14 protein-coding genes, 1 tRNA gene and 2 pseudogenes are annotated in these 20,450 nt (G+C 54.4%); 13 read left to right on the top strand and 4 right to left on the bottom strand.

Features of this window, described 5'->3' with window-relative positions:
• Positions 1-272 precede the first annotated feature (272 nt).
• The 7 genes and pseudogenes from GMST_RS12805 (at position 273) to GMST_RS12775 (ending at position 5,957) form a co-directional block, all read left to right on the top strand.
• Positions 273-1,121, top strand: a complete 849-nt coding sequence (locus GMST_RS12805; protein WP_183355051.1) for a 4-hydroxy-3-methylbut-2-enyl diphosphate reductase — start codon at positions 273-275, stop codon at positions 1,119-1,121.
• A 66-nt stretch (positions 1,122-1,187) separates the two neighbouring features.
• The gene (locus GMST_RS12800) at positions 1,188-2,942 is read left to right on the top strand and encodes a 30S ribosomal protein S1 (RefSeq protein WP_183355050.1); all 1,755 of its coding nucleotides are present in this window, start codon (positions 1,188-1,190) and stop codon (positions 2,940-2,942) included.
• Positions 2,943-2,997: 55 nt separating this feature from the next.
• A complete protein-coding gene (locus GMST_RS12795; protein WP_183355049.1) occupies positions 2,998-3,279 on the top strand; it encodes an integration host factor subunit beta in 282 nt (93 codons plus the stop codon).
• A 19-nt stretch (positions 3,280-3,298) separates the two neighbouring features.
• Positions 3,299-3,385 (top strand) — tRNA-Leu (locus GMST_RS12790).
• Positions 3,386-4,104: 719 nt separating this feature from the next.
• A complete protein-coding gene (locus GMST_RS12785) occupies positions 4,105-4,797 on the top strand; it encodes a PEP-CTERM sorting domain-containing protein (protein WP_183355048.1) in 693 nt (230 codons plus the stop codon).
• An 18-nt stretch (positions 4,798-4,815) separates the two neighbouring features.
• Positions 4,816-5,079 (top strand): annotated as a pseudogene (locus tag GMST_RS12780) (nucleotidyltransferase substrate binding protein); the annotation flags it as partial.
• Between the two features lie 209 nt (positions 5,080-5,288).
• Positions 5,289-5,957 (top strand): fibronectin type III domain-containing protein, encoded by a 669-nt coding sequence (locus GMST_RS12775; RefSeq protein WP_183355046.1) that lies wholly within the window; start codon positions 5,289-5,291, stop codon positions 5,955-5,957.
• 1,183 nt (positions 5,958-7,140) lie between these two features.
• On the opposite strand, the gene GMST_RS12770 is transcribed toward GMST_RS12775, so the two are convergent.
• Together GMST_RS12770 and GMST_RS12765 are read right to left on the bottom strand one after the other, a co-directional pair.
• Positions 7,141-7,824 (bottom strand): DJ-1/PfpI family protein, encoded by a 684-nt coding sequence (locus tag GMST_RS12770; RefSeq protein WP_183355045.1) that lies wholly within the window; start codon positions 7,822-7,824, stop codon positions 7,141-7,143.
• A 189-nt stretch (positions 7,825-8,013) separates the two neighbouring features.
• On the bottom strand, positions 8,014-9,012 hold the full coding sequence (locus tag GMST_RS12765) for a GlxA family transcriptional regulator (protein WP_183355044.1): 999 nt from the start codon (positions 9,010-9,012) through the stop codon (positions 8,014-8,016).
• Positions 9,013-9,306: 294 nt separating this feature from the next.
• Here GMST_RS12765 and GMST_RS12760 point away from each other — a divergent pair.
• Positions 9,307-12,432: pseudogene (locus tag GMST_RS12760) on the top strand (DEAD/DEAH box helicase).
• Positions 12,433-12,990: 558 nt separating this feature from the next.
• Here the strand turns inward: GMST_RS12760 and GMST_RS12755 are convergent.
• Positions 12,991-13,983 (bottom strand): restriction endonuclease, encoded by a 993-nt coding sequence (locus GMST_RS12755; protein ID WP_183355043.1) that lies wholly within the window; start codon positions 13,981-13,983, stop codon positions 12,991-12,993.
• Between the two features lie 23 nt (positions 13,984-14,006).
• A complete protein-coding gene (locus GMST_RS12750; RefSeq protein ID WP_183355042.1) occupies positions 14,007-14,975 on the bottom strand; it encodes an HNH endonuclease in 969 nt (322 codons plus the stop codon).
• Positions 14,976-15,602: 627 nt separating this feature from the next.
• Between GMST_RS12750 and GMST_RS12745 the strand changes: the two genes are divergently transcribed.
• From GMST_RS12745 to GMST_RS12725, 5 genes are read left to right on the top strand one after another with little or no spacing between them, the layout of a single operon-like run.
• Positions 15,603-16,643 (top strand): SH3 domain-containing protein, encoded by a 1,041-nt coding sequence (locus GMST_RS12745; protein ID WP_183355041.1) that lies wholly within the window; start codon positions 15,603-15,605, stop codon positions 16,641-16,643.
• Positions 16,644-16,648: 5 nt separating this feature from the next.
• Positions 16,649-17,851: a caspase family protein gene (locus GMST_RS12740; RefSeq protein ID WP_183355040.1), complete on the top strand. Its 1,203-nt coding sequence runs from the start codon at positions 16,649-16,651 to the stop codon at positions 17,849-17,851.
• A gap of 30 nt (positions 17,852-17,881) precedes the next feature.
• Positions 17,882-18,577 (top strand): DUF4384 domain-containing protein, encoded by a 696-nt coding sequence (locus tag GMST_RS12735; protein WP_183355039.1) that lies wholly within the window; start codon positions 17,882-17,884, stop codon positions 18,575-18,577.
• 56 nt (positions 18,578-18,633) lie between these two features.
• Positions 18,634-19,512, top strand: a complete 879-nt coding sequence (locus GMST_RS12730; RefSeq protein ID WP_183355038.1) for a hypothetical protein — start codon at positions 18,634-18,636, stop codon at positions 19,510-19,512.
• A gap of 17 nt (positions 19,513-19,529) precedes the next feature.
• On the top strand, positions 19,530-20,438 hold the full coding sequence (locus tag GMST_RS12725) for a tetratricopeptide repeat protein (RefSeq protein ID WP_183355037.1): 909 nt from the start codon (positions 19,530-19,532) through the stop codon (positions 20,436-20,438).
• Positions 20,439-20,450 lie beyond the last annotated feature (12 nt).

Below are 20,450 nucleotides of genomic sequence, written 5' to 3'. Positions count from 1 at the left end.
GGGGTGAACCTTTTAAGCGGGTTCGGCCTTTGACGTCAGCGCGTAAGGCCGAACCGGTTGTGCTGGTTTTGCCTGTCTCTCGGCGCTTTGGTCCTTAGCTCTGCCGAGTCGCCTTCTCCGTGTGCTTGGTGGCACCGCGGCAAATCCGGTTCTTGTTTTTCTCGCTTTTGGTTTTACCTCAGAAGTTCGTTTCTGGTTTTCCTCCGCGACCTCCGTGTCTCCGTGGCAAAACCGGTTCCGGTTCAAAGATTTTTCGTTTCAAAAGGAGCAACATGGAAGTCATACTGGCTAAACAGGCGGGGTTCTGCTTCGGCGTCAAGCGCGCCACGCACCTCGCCTTCGAGGCGGCCGACAGAAAGGGCGAAACCTACACCCTGGGCCCCATCATCCACTCCCCGCAGGTGGTACAGCGCCTCGAGGAGATGGGGGTGAAGGTGCTCGGCGACGTGAACGAGGCGGACGCCGGCACCATCATCATCCGCTCGCACGGCGTCGCCGCCGAGGAACTCGAGGCCGCGGTCTCGAAAAACCTCGAGATCGTCGACGCCACCTGCCCCTTCGTCAAGAAGGCGCAGGAACACGTGGCGAGCCTCTCGCAGGCGGGCTACGACGTGGTCGTGGTCGGCGACGCCGACCACCCGGAGGTCCAGGGGATCGTCTCCTACGCGACCGGGAAGGTCTACGTGGTGGGGTGCGGCGACGAGGCCGCGAAACTCCCGCGCATGGCGAAGATCGGCGTGGTCGCCCAGACCACCCAGTCCTTCGAGAACCTGAAAGACGTGGTGAACGCCTGCCTCGCCAAGGGGGGCGAGATCCGCGTCTACCACACCATCTGCGACGCGACCGCGGTGCGCCAGGAAGAGGCCAAGGCGCTCGCCGGCAAGGTGGACTGCATGATCGTGATCGGCGGTTTCAACTCGGCCAACACCAAAAGGCTCGCCGAGGTCTGCAGCGAACTCTTGCCGCGCACCCACCACATCGAGACCGCGAGCCAGCTCGATCCGACCTGGTTCTCCGGGGTCGAAAAGGTCGGCGTAACCGCCGGGGCTTCCACCCCTAAGTGGCTCATCGACGAGGTGCTGGACCGGATCGCGGAGATTGACAGAGAGAAAATAGGTTGATATTTTCCACGAATGTGCTAAATTAGCTCGATTTTATAGAGAATTTTCCCAGGGGGTACAGGCTTGATGGAAGACGAAAAAAAGACGTACAAGAAAAAAGATATGCCGATCAGGCGGTTACACGATAATGACGAGGAGATGGATCAGTCCGAAATGGGCGGCGAGTTCGCCGACCTTTTCCAGGACAGCCTGAGGCAGCCGCAGAGCGGCGAAGTCGTCAAGGGTGTGGTGGTCCAGATCGAGCAGGATGTGGTGCTGGTTGACGTCGGCTACAAGTCCGAAGGGTGCATCCGCATCGGCGAGTTCCTCGACGAGAACGGCGATGTGACCGTGAAAGTGGGCGACGAAGTGAACGTCTACTTCGAGCGCGGCGAGAACATCCGCGGCCACATGGTCCTCTCCAAGAAGAAGGCCGATTCCCAGGTTGCCTGGGAGACCATCGCCGCAGCCGGCGAGGGTGGCATCATCGAAGGGAAGATCACCGGCAAGGTGAAGGGCGGCATGACCGTCGACGTCGGCGTGGAGGCGTTCCTCCCGGCTTCGCAGGTCGACCTGCGTCCCGGCGGCAACATGGACCGTTTCATCGGCCAGAGCTTCCCGTTCCAGATCCTCAAGATGAACAGAAAGCGCGGCAACCTGGTGCTCTCCCGCCGCGTGCTCCTCGAGGCAGAGCGCGACAAGGCCCGCACCGAGACCCTCGCCACCCTGAAGGAAGGGGACATCGTCTCCGGCCAGGTGAAGAACATCGCCGAGTACGGCGCGTTCGTGGACCTGGGCGGCGTTGACGGCCTCTTGCACGTGACCGACATGAGCTGGGGCCGTCTGGGCCACCCCTCCGAGATGGTCAAGGTGGGCGACACCCTCAACGTGATGGTGCTCAAGTTCGACCGCGAGAAAGGGAAGATCTCCCTGGGCCTCAAGCAGACCGTGCCCGATCCCTGGTTGAACGTGAACGACCGTTACCACGAAGGCGAGCGCGTCAGCGGCAAGGTAGTGAGCCTCACCGACTACGGCGCATTCATCTCGCTGGAGGACGGCATCGAAGGCCTGGTGCACGTCTCCGAGATGTCCTGGACCCGCCGCGTGCGTCACCCGTCCGAGATCCTGAAGACCGGCGAGGACGTCGAGGCGGTCATCCTGGGTGTTGATCCGGGCAACCGCAGGATTTCGCTCGGCCTCAAGCAGACCGAGGTCAACCCCTGGACCGTGATCGGCGACCGTTACCCGGTCGGCACCAAGATCGAAGGCCAGATCAAGAACATCACCGACTTCGGCGTCTTCATCGGCATCGAGGACGGCATCGACGGCTTGGTCCACGTCTCCGACATCTCCTGGACCCGCCGCGTGAAGCACCCGGGCGAGCTGTTCAGCAAGGGGCAGACCGTGCAGGCCGTGGTTCTCAACATCGACGTCGAGAACGAGCGCCTCTCCCTGGGCATCAAGCAGCTTGCCCTGGATCCGTGGGAAGAGATCCCCAGGAAGTACCGTCCGGGTTCCCGCGTCAAGGGGCGCGTCACCTCCGTGACCGACTTCGGCGTGTTCCTCGAGATCGAAGAGGGGATCGAGGGCCTGGTGCACGTCTCCGAGCTTTCCCAGGAGAAGGTCGCCACCCCGAAGGACTTCGCCAACGTGGGTGACGAACTCGAGGCCGTGGTACTTTCCGTCGACGTGGTCGACAAGAAGATCGCCCTGTCCATCAAGTCCCTGCAGACCGCGATCGACAAGGCAGAGTTCGCTTCGTACATGGGTTCCACCGGTGAGGCAACCTCTTCGTTCGGCGACCTCCTGAAAGAGAAGCTCAGCAAGAAAAACGAAGAGTAATACCCGTCACTTCGCCGACAGGTGTAATTTAATAGCCAACTACTGAGGTGTAACAATGACTAAGAGCGAACTGATTGACAAGCTGGTGGAAGTACGCAGTTCCCTGACCCGCAAGGACTCCGAGGCCGTTGTCTCGCTGGTCTTCGACGCGATGAGCGAGGCTCTGACCGCCGGTGACAAGGTCGAGATCCGCGGGTTCGGGAGCTTCACCATCCGCGATCGCGAGCCGCGCGAGGCGCGTAACCCGAAGAGCGGCGAGATCGTCAGCATTCCGAGCAAGAAGACCCCGTTCTTCAAGACCGGCAAGGATCTGCGCGAGCGGGTGAACAACCTCTAGAAGACCGGTACCGGCAGCGGCCCGGATGGCGGAATTGGTAGACGCAAGGGACTTAAAATCCCTCGGTCGCAAGGCCGTGCCGGTTCGACCCCGGCTCCGGGCACCACAAAAGGAATCGCTAAAAACTAAAGCAGTCTCGAAGGCCCCGAGAAATCGGGGCCTTTTCTTTTGTTGGCTGCCCGATACTGTAGATTCTGGCTCAATAACATCCGGGGGGCGTGTGGCCGCTGATGTTGCGGCAGCGAGGGAGGAGTCCTGGATTATGTGGCCTGCCGGATTCAAGGTGTCCGGAAACAGCTTTTCTGGGGCAAAATAGAAAATTGATTTTATGTGAACAAATTAAATGTACGTTAGGTAATGCTCTGTTTTACTGGCAATTATGATCTCTGGTGCCGAATTACTTTACAAACTAACACGCCAGTATTACGCGAATCTGTCAGAAAAATTTACACTCGGCGGCATATTTCGCCTGGTTAAAAAAATAACCTATTAGAATTAAACGTATATTATGTTTGGCCTGTAATTTGCTCTTTTATCACGAAATGCCCTGTGTAACAAGGTAGGCAAGGCAGTTGTCTGCATAGGGCGCGCGCAGTGTCGTTAGGTGGGCGATCATTTATTTGCACAAGCGGGGGGCAAATGCCGGGCCCCTCGTACTCTAAAGCCCCGTCAGCGGGTTGCTTTTCCGTGTTCTGATCACGCCGACTGAGCGCCGAAGCTTTTCTGCTACCAGGGCGCTCGTGCATAGTAACCATCCAAAACATCACGAAACGTACCCAAATTTGCTGCGTTGATGAAATCAAATCGGTGCAAAGGGGGTTGTGTATGAAACAGATGTCTTTTGGTTCGGTGGTATCACTAATGTCGTCAATGAAACATATACTTGCCGCATTGATACTAGTGCTATTGGGAACTATCTATACCCCGACTGCCTATGCGGTTGTCATCGGTATTGATGAACATATAACTCTAAACGTAAATTTTCAAAGTTTAACCTATTGGTCTGACTTCTACGAAGGATGGTATTTGAGCGGACACGGTGAAACTGGACAACAATTTTACTATAGCCCTGACCTGATTACGCCGAAAATTAGTGGAAGTTCTAAATTCAATATTAGGATATCCAGTGCCGATTCAATAATAATAAACCGCATTGAAAACTGCATAGCACCAGTATATCACCCAACTTACGCCTTTTATTGGTATCTTTACGATTCTACTGACATTAGGAATCCAATTTTCAGTATTGTCAATAGTGACAGCAGCTGGTTTGATTTCCAGACCGATATCTGGTTGAATGGCGACCATCAGTACTATATCGAAGGGGTCCTCAGCGTCGCGGCTCTCAGTGAACCGCTCACCCAGATCATCCCCGGTGCGGGAGGATCCATTGGGGCAACACAGTTTGCCACCACTTCAATGACTCTGACCCCGGTACCTGAACCTGCATCCTTGATAAGTGTGATTCTTGGCTTAATCCTCTGTGGGGGATACCTGAGAATACGCAGGAAACCATGATCGGACTGCGCCAAGGCGGTTGCCCAGTTGGCTGTCGGGTTGCAGGCTGCACAGGTGGAGCACGCAAACGATCTACTACGTGATGGCGTGTTCCAGCGCTATAAGTACACCTACGAGCTCTCCTGGAAGATGCTCAAGCGCTACCTGGAAATGACGCTACCCCCCCCCGAGGAGGTGGACGGCACGTCTTTTCAGACACTGATCCGGACCGGGAGCGAGCAGGGATGCTCCTTCCCGGTTGGGACCAGTGGGTCGATTATCGGAAGGCTCGCGTATTTATAGTCTTATCCCCGTTCATCCCATTTATCCCTGTTCGTTTAGCCGTTGCTCTTATCCCTGTTCATCCCGTTCATCCCATTCATCCCTGTTTGTCCTGCCGTAAGCCTTTATCCTCCCCATCCCTGATTTTTTTCAGTTGCCCGCTTGACGCCCGAAAACTCCTCTGTTAATCTCTGTTCAGATTTGAAAACACTAATTTAAAGAGAGGGCGTATGGAAGAGCGCTACTTCGGACAGATCGACGTTACGAGCCTGAAGGGGATACCCGTCAACGACCTGATCGTGCTTCTCGGGACAATGGGGAGCCACATCAAGGCGCACGAGATGTACCAGGAACCCTTCATCGAGGGGGTACTCAACGGCGACGGTTTCATCGACCTCAGTTGGAAGTTGCAGCAGGCCCAGGACGATGCGGCCACCAAGGACACCGGCAAGCGGGCCTACCTGGAGCAGTTCATCCAGGAGTGCATCGTCAACATCAGGATCTTCGTGAACTACGCCGAGATCCGGGCGGCGCGGCACAAGGACCAGCGCTACCTCGAGGGGCTCGGGCTCAAGAAGAAGGAGAAGAAGAAAAACTCCCGCTCCTCCTATGGTCCCCTGGGGGCCACCGAGCGGTTCGTGGTCAAACATGGTCCGGTGAGTGGATCCCTCATCTTCCAGATCGCGAAAGTTCTTGCTGCGGTGCACTACGATCTGGAGATGTGCTTTGGCGATCCGAACAATGAGGCCGACTGGCATGCCGCCGGGACCTTCCTCAACACCCGCAACGTAAGGCTCGATGGACTGGAGCCGGGCAAAGTCTACTACTTCAGGGTCCGCGTCTTCGGACCGGGCGGATTCGGTCCCTGGTCGAACGTCATCAAGATCATGGCGGTCTAGATGGTTCTTTGCAGTAGGCGTAAAACTACAAGTGGCGGCACCAAGCGGTGCCGCCACTTTTTTATAAAAGCATTCGTCAAGGCGAAAGCCGACAAGCCTCCCGCGATAATCCGCTTTCCGCCCCCGCCCTCGCATTAGCCCTGCCAGAAGTGGCAGTTCTCCCGCCCGAAGAACCCAATTGCCTGCCCCTCAGACGACTTCCACCAGCTGATACACGAGATGGTAACGACGCTAGCGAACATCCCCTCGGAAATAACAATATTTTTTCTGTGATGTAGCACTTCGTCTAAAAAATAGCTATATTCCCGCCGTGATATCTTACTTCGTCGATGAAATAACATAGATGACGGCGGGAATAACGTTATCGCGGAAAAAATAGCGCTATTTCTGTGGCGATAACGAAGATCGTCTCTGCGATGTACAACATCGAAGGGACGAAGTGTGATATCGGTGGCGCGATCTTCGTCATCGTCGCTGCGATTAACGATATTGCGAAAAAAATAACGATATTTTCGCGGAGATATCGTTAATCGCCGGGGAAATAACGATATTCGGCGGGCCATCAACAATATCGTCGGCGCAATGTACAACATTGCGGTTGGAATAATGTTAATCGCCGGAGGAATAACGTTACTTTTTTTGAAATAATGATATTCCCGTGGCGATGTTGTACATCGCGGACGGAATAACATTAATCGCGGGAGCAATAACCAACATCGTCCCGACGATGTTGTACTTCGCAAACAAAATAACGATATTCCCGCAGCGATGTTGTACATTGCCGACAAAATATCGTTATTCGGACGACGAAGTTGTTAATCGGGACAGGGATGAATGGGATGCAGGGGATGAAAACCAAAAACAGCAAGGGGAATAGAGACTTAGTCTCCCAGCTGCTTATGATGGGTGTGGCATAGGTAAACTTTTCGAGCGGGTAAGAGCATGTCGTTACGGGCATCACAATGAACAAGAAGCCTGTCCGTTTCCGGTCCAGGCTCCTTAGTTCCCATTCGGCTTGATGCGCAAGCGCAAGAGGCCGATCAACCTTAACTGCAGTGGATTGTTGTTGGTTCTAGCCTTTATCCCCGTTCATCCCATCCATCCCTGTTAATCCTGGTAGGTTTTGTTTGCCCTTATCCCCGTTCATCCCATTCGTCCCTGTTCGATAAGGCCTTTATCCCTCTTAATCCCTGACCAGGCCGGCCTTGACCGCGAACGGGTCCCAGCTCGGGTCCCTGTGCGCATCGTACTCGGTGAGCTGCTCCAGCCACGCCGCCAGCTCCTTCCCGTAAAGTTTTCCGATCACCGCAATCGTCATGTCCATTCCCGCCGAGATCCCCGACGAGGTGACGACGTTGCCGTCATCGACCCAGCGCGCCTTCTTCACCCACTTGACCTTCGGTCCCGGGTCCGTCGAGTGTTTCCAGAACATCTTGTTCGTCGTAGCCGGCCGTTCATCCAGGACACCGGCTGCGGCAAGGAGCGAGGCGCCGTTGCAGACCGACATGACAAGTTCAGCTTTGCCGGCCCGTGCCCGGATCCAGTTCAGGGTAGCCTTGTCCTGCAGGAGCGGAATCACCCCCAGCCCACCCGGCACGAGCAGGTAATCGAACTGCGGAGCGTCCTCGAACCCGTAATCCGCCATCGTTTTCGGTCCCTGGTTCGAAGCCACCTCCCCGCGCTTGGCAGCGATTGTGATGAGCCGGATGCCGACCTTCTTCTCCTCCCCGCCCCAGGTAGCAGCCGGCGCGTGTTTCAGGTTGCCCCACATCTCCATAGGCCCGTAAGCGTCCAGCATCTCGAACCCCGGAAAGAGCAGCACCCCGATCGTCTTCTGGTGGGCAGGAGTCGCAGGCTGCAAATCCACCGGCGGTTCCTTAGCGAAAGCGGCCCAGGCCGAAGCGATCAGTAGAGCGGTAACAAGAACAAGTTTGATAAGTCTCTTCACGAAGTCTCCTTGTAAATGCAGTAATGAATTGCGTTGTCCATGCTTCTCCAGGTTCTCGTTGTCAATCGTCAATTGTCAATTGTCAATTCAACGAAGCCACCACAGTCACTAAAACCTATGCCGGTAGTCACGTGGAGAAATTGAGAATCGCCTAGTAAAACACAGCCTGAAGTGTTCTCCCGATTGGAACCCGCACTCCCGGGCGATGGATTCCATGGACAGGTTAGTATCTTCAAGCAGCTTCGCCGCCGCATCAAGCCGAACTCGTTCGATAAACTGTGCGGGTGTCACCCCCACCTCGCGCTTAAAGACCCGCGAGAAGTTGCGCAGGCTCATGGCGGCGTGCGCCGCGAGTGCCTCGTTGTCCAGGCGCTCCCGATAATTCTCCTGGATCCACTGCAGGGTAGGGGAGAGCGGTCCCCCCTCCCGGAACTGCGAGATCAACGAGGTACTAAACTGCGACTGCCCCCCCGGCCGCTTGGCGTAAAGCACCATAAGCCGCGCCACCTCGAGCGCCAGCTTACGCCCGTGATCCTCCTCCACCATCGCCAAGGCAAGATCGATCCCCGCGCTGATGCCGGCCGAGGTGTACACCGAGCCGTCCTTCGTGTAGATAGCGTCTTCGTCCACCTGGATCTGCGGATAGCGTTGCCGCAGCCGTTCCGCCTCGCGCCAATGTGTAGTGGCGCGTCGTCCATCCAAAAGTGCAGCCCGAGCCAGCACGAAAGCCCCCGTGCAAACCGACCCGATGCGCCGCACATGGGGTGCGGCAAGGCGTAGATACTCCACCAGTTCAGCCGGAGCATCGTCCGCCGCAGGTCCACCAGGAACCAGAAGCGTATCAATATCGGTGCTCCCACCCCAACCAGAGTCGGCGATTAGTCGCATCCCCGAAGACGTAACGATGATGTTGTCTCTCCCCTTGGCGGCTATCTCGACTCGATAGAGAGGGGCTAGGCCACCGTGTTCACGATGAACGGCGTTGGCAAGGGCGAATACATCCAGTGGTCCGGTAATATCAAGGACCTCTGCCTTGTCATAGGCGGCCATGACTACAAGTTTGGAAAAGGGAGCTTCTGAAGAAGAATGGCTAGCACAACTGTTCATGCGGCAAAACTACTGCAAAGGCGGGGATGGCGCAATGACAAAAAACAGGACTTTTGGGCCAACTCTGTCAAGGCACAGCTGTTACGGTGTCCCTGGTCGCGTGTGGGAATTATCTGCCATTTAATTGGAGAAGTTTCGGAGAAAGAAGCCTTCACCACCAAATGTTTTTGACAATTAACAGCGTCTGTCCTAATGTGCGACGAGATCTTACTCATGAGGTTTTGGTTACCACGTCGCACAGCCTGACGCACGTTTTGGGCTGCTTTTTACTCCATATAGAATGATTGAGCTCCGATGTCATTAGCCCACGGCATATACGAAGCGCTTTTAGATGAAGCTTTGCAAGAGGCACTGGCTCAGCGTCCTGAGTTGCGCCGCGTCTTTGGTAAGATCGATCCTGAGGAACAGCCGGCGGTCTACGCCAGTTTCGTAGCAAAGGTGTTGGAGCAGGCTCTGCGAGAAGAGTCAGACCCGGAACGGCGGCTCGCACTTTGTAATCGGATTCTCGGATCGGTGGCAGCTGAACCTGGTAGGGAGCATCTGGAGAAGCGCCGTCTTGTGTCGGAGCCGAAATCCCTCCTTTGAGAAATTACTCCGTCGAATTTTAACCGGTCGGGAATTCCTCGCCCCCACACATCCCTCGCCGAAAGCAGCCTTTTTACCGGCTCGCCTCAAGAGCCACAACTAGCCCACGAACTGCTGGAAGAAATGCGTTCCGCCGATAGCGTGGATATTCTGGTGTCGTTTATCAAGTGGTCCGGTCTTCGGTTATTAATACCTGCTTTCGAAGATTTGCGTGACCGTCAAGTGCCTGTACGAGTCATTACCACGTCCTACATGGGAGCTTCTGATGCACCTGCGGTGGAATGGCTGGCCAAGCTCCCAAATGTACGGGTTCGAGTTTCCTACGACACCGAACGGACCCGCTTGCATGCGAAGGCTTATCACTTCCGACGGCAGAGTGGTTTTTCGACGGCCTACATTGGCTCGGCAAATATGTCTCATGCTGCGATCACTAGTGGCCTAGAGTGGAATCTCAAGATCACCGCTCAGGACATGGCCCACATCCTCGAGAAATTTTCCGTCGAGTTTGAAACCTACTGGAACAGTTGCGAGTTTGTCCCCTTTGACCCCTCGAATCCTGAGATGCTCCGTCGTGCACTTGCTCGGGGCAAAGACAAGGGTATCTATGCGCCTGCGGTGTTCTTTGATCTTCGTCCCCACCCCTTCCAGGAAAGAATATTGGAAACGCTGGCGAGGGAAAGGGATGTTCACGACCGGTGGAGAAATCTTGTGATTGCAGCTACCGGCACAGGAAAAACTGTCGTGGCTGCTTTCGATTTCAAGCGCTTCTTTGAGCAAAGGCAGCGACAAGCCCGCCTGCTTTTTCTTGCTCATCGTCAGGAGATCCTTCAGCAAGCACAGGTGACGTTTCGGAATATCCTGCGTGCCCAAAATTTCGGCGAGTTGCAAGTGGGGCCGTTTGAAGCAACCCGACTGGAACATCTATTTTGCTCAGTCGGCATGCTTGCTTCACGTAAAATTTGGGAGCAAGTTGGGAGTGGCTTTTACGATTACATCGTGGTTGATGAGGCCCACCATGGAACAGCCAACAGCTACCGGCCTATCTTTGATCATTTTGCGCCACAGATCTTACTTGGATTGACCGCCACGCCGGAGAGGATGGACGGAGATAATGTCGCTGCCGACTTCGGTAATCGCTTTGCTGCAGAAATCCGTCTACCCGAGGCGCTCGAAGAAAAGCTTCTCTGCCCCTTCCACTATTTCGGCATTGCCGATCCTGTTGCAATAAATGGGGAGCAGTTCTGGCGTAACGGCAAGTATGACACCGCAGCGCTGGAGAATGTATATGTGCTAGATCAGGCCTACGCCCGTCAGCGTGTCGATGCCATCATTACTGCTCTTCATCGGTATGAACCAGATGTGGAGACACTGAAAGGAATTGGTTTTTGCGTAACCATTCGGCATGCCGAGTATATGGCCGAGCAGTTCAATCTGCGAGGAATCCCCGCAGCCCCGTTTGTCTCTGGAGTTGATACTGAGCAATCTGCGAAGTTGCTAGATAAGCTGAAAAAGGGTGAACTAAAGATTCTGTTCACCGTGGACAAGTTGAGTGAAGGGGTAGACGTCCCCGAAATCAACATCGTCCTCTTTTTGCGCCCTACGGAGAGCTTGACAGTATTCCTGCAACAACTCGGTCGTGGTCTACGGCATGCTCCAGAGAAAGAATGCCTCACTGTCCTCGACTTCGTCGGCCAGGCTCATCGCCGCTATCGCTGTGATACAAAACTAAAAGCACTACTTCCCAGGCACCGTTTCGCCATTGATAAGGAAGTGGAACAAGATTTCCCGCACCTGCCTGCAGGGTGTGCAATTCAACTCGACCGCCTGTCTCGGCAATACATACTCGATAACATCAGGGAGAACTTCGGTCGGCTTGCAGTGCAGGTGCCGGACCGGTTACAGACCTTTACCAGCGAAACGGGCCAGGATCTCACCTTTGGTAACTTTATCCGCTATCACGATTACGAACCCGAAGTGTTGTTAGCGAAGGAATCTTGGAGCGAATGGAAGGCCAAAGCGCAGCTGGCACCGATCCCCGTTGATCCTGACCTGTCACGTCTCAAGAAGGCATTGTTGCGGTCAGCTTTTATCAATGGGCCAAAAGAAGCCAGTCTCTTACGCCAGGTATTGCGGAAGGTTACTGACGGAGAAGTAATAGAGGCTCTCACTCTGGCGGGATCATCTGCGATGCTGCTTTATTACCGTATCTGGGGCGAGAAGGCGGAGCGGGCTGGGGTTGAGTCGTTGGAAGATGCCTTTCGGCGCCTGTCAGAAAATCCTACAGTGTGCGCGGACATGGATGAGATCCTCGCCTGGTCCCTGGACTCTACCGAAGTTGCAGGGATAAATTTGGAGCTGCCATTCGACGTGCCACTAGAACTCCATGCACAATATGGAATAAGGGAAATTCAAGCTGCCTTTGGCCGGGCAAGCCTTGAGAGTAGCGGTCAGACTGGTGTCGGGGTGATGCATTTTGCCGAGATGAAAACTTACGTTCTTCTGGTGACGTTCCAGAAGACCGAGAAAGAATTCTCTCCCAGCACAATGTACGCGGATTACCCTATCAGCCGTGAGCTTCTGCATTGGGAGTCCCAGGCAAACACCGCTCAGCACCACAATGACGGTCAAAATTTAATCAATCATAAAGAGCGCGGATACACAGTTTTGGTATTTGCCCGTGGCCTGAAGAAGCGCAATGGGTTGACGGTACCTTTCACATTTCTGGGGCCTGTAGAGCAAGTAAATTACGAGGGCGAGCGACCAATCAAGATGGTCTGGCGCCTCAAGTATCCCATGTCAGTTGAGATGTTTGAAGAAAATAGACGTGGTGGGTGAATGTTTACTTTTCCCATAAAACAACTCACTATTTTAGCCAATAAAAACCTGAAAGGGTCTTGCCAATGTTTTCCATTGGTTTACTCCGTAAAGCCGTGAAGTACCAATGCAGATGGTCCTGCTATCAATACTTCTGCAGGAAATACTGAATCAAACCTGACACAGAAGCTCGATCGATCAGATTCTAAGATAACTGCCGGGTTGATGGAAATTTAGGTTGGGTTTCATGGAATGCGGGAGGCTGAGGTGTCAGGTCCGGACATGGACAAAGGGTGAGGTATAGGAGCCTTTAAGACCCTTTCATTTATATCACCACAAACTCAATGGAAGGCCTTACCTCACAGCGACTCTCTGGTTGTTCATGTCCAGACCTGACACTTAGGTAGCTCCTTTAGGGACTGGGATTCAATAGGCATGACTACCTCATCAGAGTAGGACGGCAATCAAGGTTAGATCAACGAAACGAAAACGAAATTGAACTCTTCCATGATTTCGGATGCTCATCAGGTAGGGGTACCCCCTGGTGCCAAGCTTTCAGTATTGCAATATCTGTAAAGCTCAGCCTCCGGCATTGAGCGGCCAGCCTTTCTTGCATGGAATGCACCCTAAGAATTCCTGCCCTGCTTTCGGCCCGCTCTGGAATTGACGGAGGACGAGGTCTCCTCCACACACAGGACAGGACTTCTTTATCAGATTGAAAGATGGCGCAATCTCTGGCTCTTGCGGTAACTGTTGCAGGGGTAACGTCCCATGGCACTTGGGGTAGGTCGAGCAGCCCCAGAATTCATTGCCGGCTTGTGCACCCTGCCGCGCAACTCTCTTTTTCATTTGTGACCCGCACTTGGGACAGGAGGGAGTCTGAGGTGAAGGAGGAACTTGCGCCGACACCTTTTCTCGGGCTTCCTCCATCATGGTCTTCAGTCGATCCCCATCGATCAGTTCAACGTTGAGACCTCTGGCAAACTTCTTGGCCTCCTCAGTGAATACACCTGATGTAACCACAAACCCGCCGGCCGCTCCCCTGGAAGCCATCACACCATAAAGTTCCCGTACCGGCTGGACGCCAACCTTGTACGCCTTCCACTGTTTACACTGAACTAGATAGCACTCACTCTTCTTGTGCAACTCCAAGTCCGCGCCACCATCGGGACCGTTCCCTCCTTTTCGTTGCACAACGAAACCGTGCCTCCTAAAGTACTCACCAACAATGCTCTCGAATTCGCCCCATGTGATGCTGTCCATGGAGGCTTTGGCCTGAGATGAAGCGACACGGTCGTATAGTTTCTTATTTCGGGCTGCAGTAATTGCTGAAACTAGACCGCCCAGTACGAAAATGAGTGGGAAAAAATATTGACCGATGCCTGCGAAAACCTTGACTAGCATAAAAAACATTACTGCAGTGAGCGAGCCTTGAGGTGCTGCGATTGTACGACCAGCTACTGCGTTTAAAAAGAAAAAGGAAAGGGGAGCGAGGCTTATTCCTATCCACCACGGATACCTGCTAACTAGCTCAATGACTTTTTCTGCATCGGATTTTCTTTGACGACCCATCTACTGCTCCTTTTGAAACTTGCTTACAGTCTCCACGCTTTCCGATGCTCAACCAGATAGTGCTGCGCAGGCCACAGGTCTTTATCAGCAGGCGGGATGATACCGCGGCCCGCTAGTGTCGTTAGAAGACCGGGGACGTTTGCATTAGCTGCGATATGGCGGGAGGTGATCACGCTGTAATCATTTGCTACTCCAATCATCCCCCTGTCGAAGGCCCAGTGGCAGAGCTTGCACAAGGCCATACCGTTTCGGATGTCATCGTTCTTGCTTTGGCTCCACGGTACGATGTGCGCGGCATCGACCGCTGTCTGCTGATCTGGTGTGATGATGCGGACTCCGCATAAAGCGCAGCGGTGATCGTAGGCCCTGATGATCGAACGCCGGAACCCTTGGCTTCTGGCAACGGGGCGATAGTCGTCTGGTGGAAGTTCTACCGCCACTTGCTGATGCGCCTGCTTCTCGAGAAGGGTGCCGTAGTCGAACGCCTCGCGGTTGATGGAAGACTGCTCGCGCAGCAGGATCTGAGCAACAGGAGAAAAGCACGATTGCAGTAACGCCTCCCGAAGCCCCTCCCGGCCGGTGTCGGTGGCCATGATGGCAAAGAGGTTGTCATCGAGCTTGGCGCCCAATGCGTACTTTCTCAGGTAGGAAACCGAGGAGGTATTGTTGATTACCGCTTGAGTAATCGATTTGCCGGGAATTGGGACGAGTTCCCAGAACGGTTCGTTATTGAGACGGGAGAAGGGGAAGGCGATGCTGCTGGTCTGACCGAGCGGCACCACGCACTGCCAATAGAGGTTGAAGAGTTCGTTCAGCTCGACGAGGTCGCCGGAGATGGAGATGAAAGGGGAGGTGATGACGCCGCGGTGCACCAGGTCGAGGACGGCGAGCAGCAGAATAGGCTTATGCGGTGCCCGCCGCTTGGTCTCCTCTCCCCACATTGGCCCCGGTGCGCGGTTGAGCTTGGTAAAGTCTGCGCAGTAGTTCTGCATCGGTCTTGCTTGTCCTCTGGAATAGCGTTGATACTGCAAGCGTGGTGACCTCGTGAGTTGTCGGTAGATTAGAGCAGGCAAAGCTGAAAGTCAAAACCTTTACCCCTTACTTGAAACGATATCCGAAAAATTCTAGTGTGTGCTCAGTATAATCCTACACGTATTGGTTTCACTTGCCGTATCTGTATAGGGTCTCCCTTTTCCCACCGTCTGTTTGCCTAATCATTTAGCAAGTCTAATGCCTGTCTGGCAATTTGTTGGATCTAATTCAGCTGAAGGTTGAGCGATATTGTCGACCACTTTAGTAAAAGAAGATACTAATTGTGTCGGATTGGTTTACACCTTAGCTCTTTGTGAGAAAAGATTTGTCGAGAATCCTAACACATCCCTTCACGTATCGATCAGTAAAGACCGTTAATTCGTGCAGATACACAAAAGGAATGTTAGTTGCAGCCAATTCCGGGGCCGAAGCTGGCGATCAGGCAAATTGCGAATCCATCCAGATTGGCTTGGCTTGATGCCATTAGTTGAATGGCCGGAAGGATAAAGCGGCCTGAGCGTGTGGGCGTGGTTTGGTACGAGGGATTATCTGACACGAACCGAGCCGTTGACTCCAGGGAGGAAACGATGAAAGGCACCACCAGATTAATCGGAAGTTTGATGCTGTCGGTATTCGTTCTTTGCTCCTGTGCAACCGGGCGAAACGGTGAGCTTACTTGGAGCTCGCCGCAGGCCTGCATCGCTTCTTATACCACTGGTGGTGCAATTCTGGGAGCAACAGCCGGTGTCCTTATCGCGTTGGCAACGGGCGGAGGGGCCAAAAATACTGCTACAAAAGCCGGTATAGGCGCCGCTGCCGGCGGGGCCATGGCATTTGCCTATGCCTGGGGACACTGTTTTGCTGCCTTTACCAAGGTGAAAAGCGCGGAGGACCTTCCATACTCAACGGTACGAAAGGAAATCGACTACCAGCCACGCCAGGGCACGCTGACCAAGATAAAAGAACTCTCTGTCGACCCGGTAGCAATAGCCCCCGGGGACAAGCCGAGTCTGAACGCTTCGTACTATGTGATGACGCCAGAAGAGAAAGAGGTTGAAATCACCGAGACGATCATCCTGAAGATCTTCGATCCCTATAAGAAAAAGTTCGTCGAACTCGGCAAATCACAGGAAAAAGTAGTGGTCCAGCCAGGTAAACGAAAAGCGACCTCAGAAATTCCTATTCCCCCTAATGCCGAAGAAGCCAAGTTCTTCATAGCGTTCAGGGTCGATATGGATGGGAAATACGACCAAAAGGAAGTGCCGCTCACCATCACGAACGATGGGGCGATCCTTGCCAAGGCAAAAGATGACTTGGATAGAAAAGGTGCCCGGGTGGCCCGTGTGGAGGCGGAACATGCGACACCAAAACCTGTGGAGTTAGCCTCTGCCGTAGGCAGCAAGAACCTCAGCAGCGAAAACGTCCAGCAGGTAGAGATAACGGCGAAAGTCGCGAACCTGCGCGTGAATCCCGATGCTAGCTCGAAGCTCGTCGCCAAAGCGAACAGAGGGGAAAAATTTGCCCTCCAGACCACCATAACGGTAGGTGGTAAAAAATGGTGCCAGGTCAAACTTGAGGACGGAGCCTCGGCGTGGGTTTCCGCGAGCCTCTGCAAGATAACGGAGTGACATGCATGGTGCGTATCCTCGAGGTTTTTGTCCTGGGTCTGCTGCTGCAGCTCGTTGTATGTTTAACAGCTGAAGCAGCTGGATCACCGATATCCAGCGCCCACCTGATCATGATTGACTCGATGTTCAGGGACAACGGCATCAACAACGCCGAGGTGAAGCTCGACCGGCAGGGAAGGGTGCTTCTCGGCGGAAGCTACAAGGACAGCCGAGAGGTGAGCCTCGCGTTTTCCCTGGCGCAGTCCGTGGTCGGAGTGAAGTGGACCTCCCCGGTGGTGCCCGAAAACGTGAAGGTGCGTGAGTGGGCAGAAAGCCTCGCGTTGCTGTTCCCAACGAAAAAGACGGAGCATGTGAGTAAACCACAGCCTGTTCGGCGGTCCGGCGGCAAACCGGAGAAGTTTGCCCTGGTTGTGGGGGTAGGCAGGTTCCAAAATGACCGGAACGGGAAAAATACCCTGAGATATGCGGCGGATGACGCAGAACAGGTGCGCAGCTATCTCGTAGACTACGCTCAGTACCAGCCTGACAATGTCACCTTTCTGGTAGATGAGACCGCCACGGGGAAAAACATCCAGCGCTCCATTGAAGCTATCAGACAAAAGGCCGGTGAAGATGACGAGGTCTTTGTCTATTTCAGTTCGCATGGGGCTCCGATTTACGACGGCAGCCTGAACATCGTCACCTACGATACGGTCTTCAAGAACCACTTCACCATGGCGGAGAGTTCCTTCCCCTCCAAGACGCTCAAGTCGTTTCTGGAACGGACGCGCGCGGGGCACGTGTACATAGTGCTCGACGTCTGCTACAGCGGCGCAGCATTCAAGGGGATTGACGGATTCTACCACCCAGGCTCCAAATCGATCAGCTTCGATGACGACAACCAGGGACTTTCCCGCGAGGCGATGGCCAAGAGCCTGCTTGGTGCCAAAGACATCGTCGTTGAGCAGGAGCAGACCTCTCCTGAAGCTCGAGAGGGAAACGGCGGCGTCAAGGTAATCGTAAGTGCCAGCGACGCAGGAGAAAGATCGTGGGAATCGGAAAACTACAAGGCGAGCTTCTTCACCTATCAGTTGCTCCAGGAGCTGAAAAAGGGACGCGGCCTGAGAACCGCATTCGCATCCGCCAAGCCGAAAGTCATACTGGGGGTAAAAGAGGAGAAAAACGCCGACCAGCACCCGCAGGTCATCGCGTCAAAGAGAGATTGGTAAAAGGAGTGCAATTTTAAAGGGAGGAACGACATGAAACGTGAAATCACCCTGCTGACAATACTTCTTGCTGGAATCTATGCCACCGACGCGTCGGCGTCCGGAGCAAAGGCACTTTTCTATGATGAGGGGGACGTATCGGTTCAGACCTCTACCAAAACGAAAAAGAAGCCTGCCCAGAAAAAGAAGACCAAGGAGACTGCCCAAAACTACCTCGGCATCTCCTACTGGGTTGATCTGATCGAGCCGAACGGGAAAGTCTCTCGGACTACGGCATCGAGAACTTTCCGCAGTGGTGATCGCATCAAATTGAACCTGCAGGCCAACCGCAACGGTTACCTGTACGTCGTCGGAGTTGGATCGTCAGGTGCTTCGCGGGTGTTGTTCCCCAATGCCGAAGGGGTCGCCAACGGAATAAAGGCGAAGATCACCTATGCGGTTCCCTTCGACTCCAGCCTCAAGTTCGACAACCTCCCCGGTGAGGAGACGTTGCTGGTCATGCTGTCGGAAAAACCGATGCCCGACCTCGCTCCGGGTACCAAAAGTCTCCCCGAACAGGAAACCAGGCAGATGCTGGCAGATGCCCACGTCCCAGGCGCTAAGGACCTGGTCATCGAGGAGGAGGTAGGTGAGGCCGCCCCCCTGCCGGCAAGTTATGCGGTTGCACCGGTTCAGGCACTCGGGAAAAAAAAGGTGCTGACCCTGCAGATCAAGCTGAAACATGAGTAATGCCGGTTGCCTGGTGCTGTCTAGGTTCAGACCAACTTTTCCTTGGGAGGTACAGAATGATTGCCTTGGAGTACGGGAAGCGCGCCGAGAAGCGGCATTTCAGGCCAGACGACAATGAATGGAACCTCGATCTCAGCTTTTTGCTGGAGAAAGAGTGCATCTATGACGAGATGGAGCGGGTGGCCGGCAACATATACACACAAAATGGTGCAGAGAATGCCTATGCTTATGCCGACAGCATGATGCGCAGTATCAGCAGCGGCTATACATCATTCACCGATCCTCCTGCGGCGATCTGGAAAAAGGCCGTGCGGGGAGAACTGCAGGGCGAGTGCCCGAAGTGGGGCTCCATCTTCTGCTTCAAACTGGCCTTCTGGTTTGCCCTTTCAGCTGAGGTCGTCGTCATGGGGGTCCAGGCGGCCCTTTCCGGGGATATCAACCCGTTCATCTTCGTTCTCGCCTTCATCCTGGGTTTGGGTGGATTTCTGCAGGGGCTCGGTGCCGGAAATCTCCTTTTTTACCGCTGGAAAAACCGGACCGGAAGACCGCATAACGCCCCCGAGACCAGGGACTGGATTCTGGTCGGGTTGGGAACCGTGCTGATCTTGCTGATCTCCACAATTCGTGGTTCAGGGGGATTCGGCATGACCCAATTCTTTCTCGTTTTCCTGATCACACTTTTCTTCGGGGAAGCGGTGGCCATCTGTGAAGCTTCGGCTGTCGACCTCTCCCGGCAGCGCATTCAGTGCCATGAGGACTTCGCCAACTGCCAAAGGGTGCAGGCCTCCCAGATGCACACCAAGAACCTCGACGAAGGCAACTACCGCCGCGATTTCGAGATCATGGTCAACAATGCGAGTATGAAGAAATTCCAGAGAGATCCGGATCCGGTAAAAAACGCGAGTCTCGAGCCTTCTGCCGCAGTGCCAAATTAAGACCACAGAGGTGTGCCATGGGTCAACTGTTCTTAAAGATCATGCCGGTTCCGTTTATCATGTTGATTGTCCTCCTCGAGGTGGTAGCGCGGGATGCCGTTGCCGAAGATATCTGCAACGTCCTGCTGCAAAAAAGCCAGACTGCTGCCAACCGCACGGTCTACCTCTCGGATGGTAATGCGCTGGAACTGTTCCAGAAGTATCTCGATGAGGCCGGGAAGCGTTCAATAAAGGTCGATCCATGGAAGATACGGGTAATCCTGGTGGCCAATAAGGAGCGCAAGGAATTTTCACTGAACTGGATTCAGATGCTAACCGGACAGGGTGCCAAGGAGCGCTGGACGGGGCTGCTCAAGAACCTGAAGGCGGAGCCGAATGACGCCGTGTTGAAGGAGGCGACACGGCAGCAATGGGATATGATCTGTTATTCGGGTAGCGGAGGCGAGGTGGCGAAACAGCCGCGGCCACCGGTAAACGAGCCTGTACCCGCCGGCTCGAATAAGAGCTCTCTGGAGGCAAAGCAGCACTTTCAGCAGGGGATGCAGTACGCCGCGCGGCACGATTTTAAAAACGCGGTGAAGGAGTTCACCAACGCGATTCAGGCCAATCCTTCCTACGCGGGAGCGTACTCCAATCGCGGAGTCGCCTACATGCAGCAGAAAAAATTTGATTTGGCCGAAGATGATTTGAAAAAGGCCGTTGAACTCGGTCCGAAGGACGGCAAAAACTACTACAACCTAGCCTGCTGGTTTTCCTTGCGCAACCAGGTGGGGCGGGGGATCGTGGCGATCGATTCAGCTCTCACCAACGGGTTCAATGACTACAATGCACTCCGAAAGGACGGCGATTTGGCAAACCTCCGCAAGAGCCCGGACTGGCAGACCATGCTCGATAAGCACAAGGTATTTCTTGGTAAGGCAAACTAGGGTTACTGGAAA

Origin of the sequence: Geomonas silvestris (genome assembly GCF_014193515.1) — a bacterium.
Lineage (GTDB): Bacteria > Desulfobacterota > Desulfuromonadia > Geobacterales > Geobacteraceae > Geomonas > Geomonas silvestris.
The sequence above is the reverse complement of the archived record's forward strand: the minus strand, read 5'-3'. Positions and strand labels throughout refer to the sequence as shown.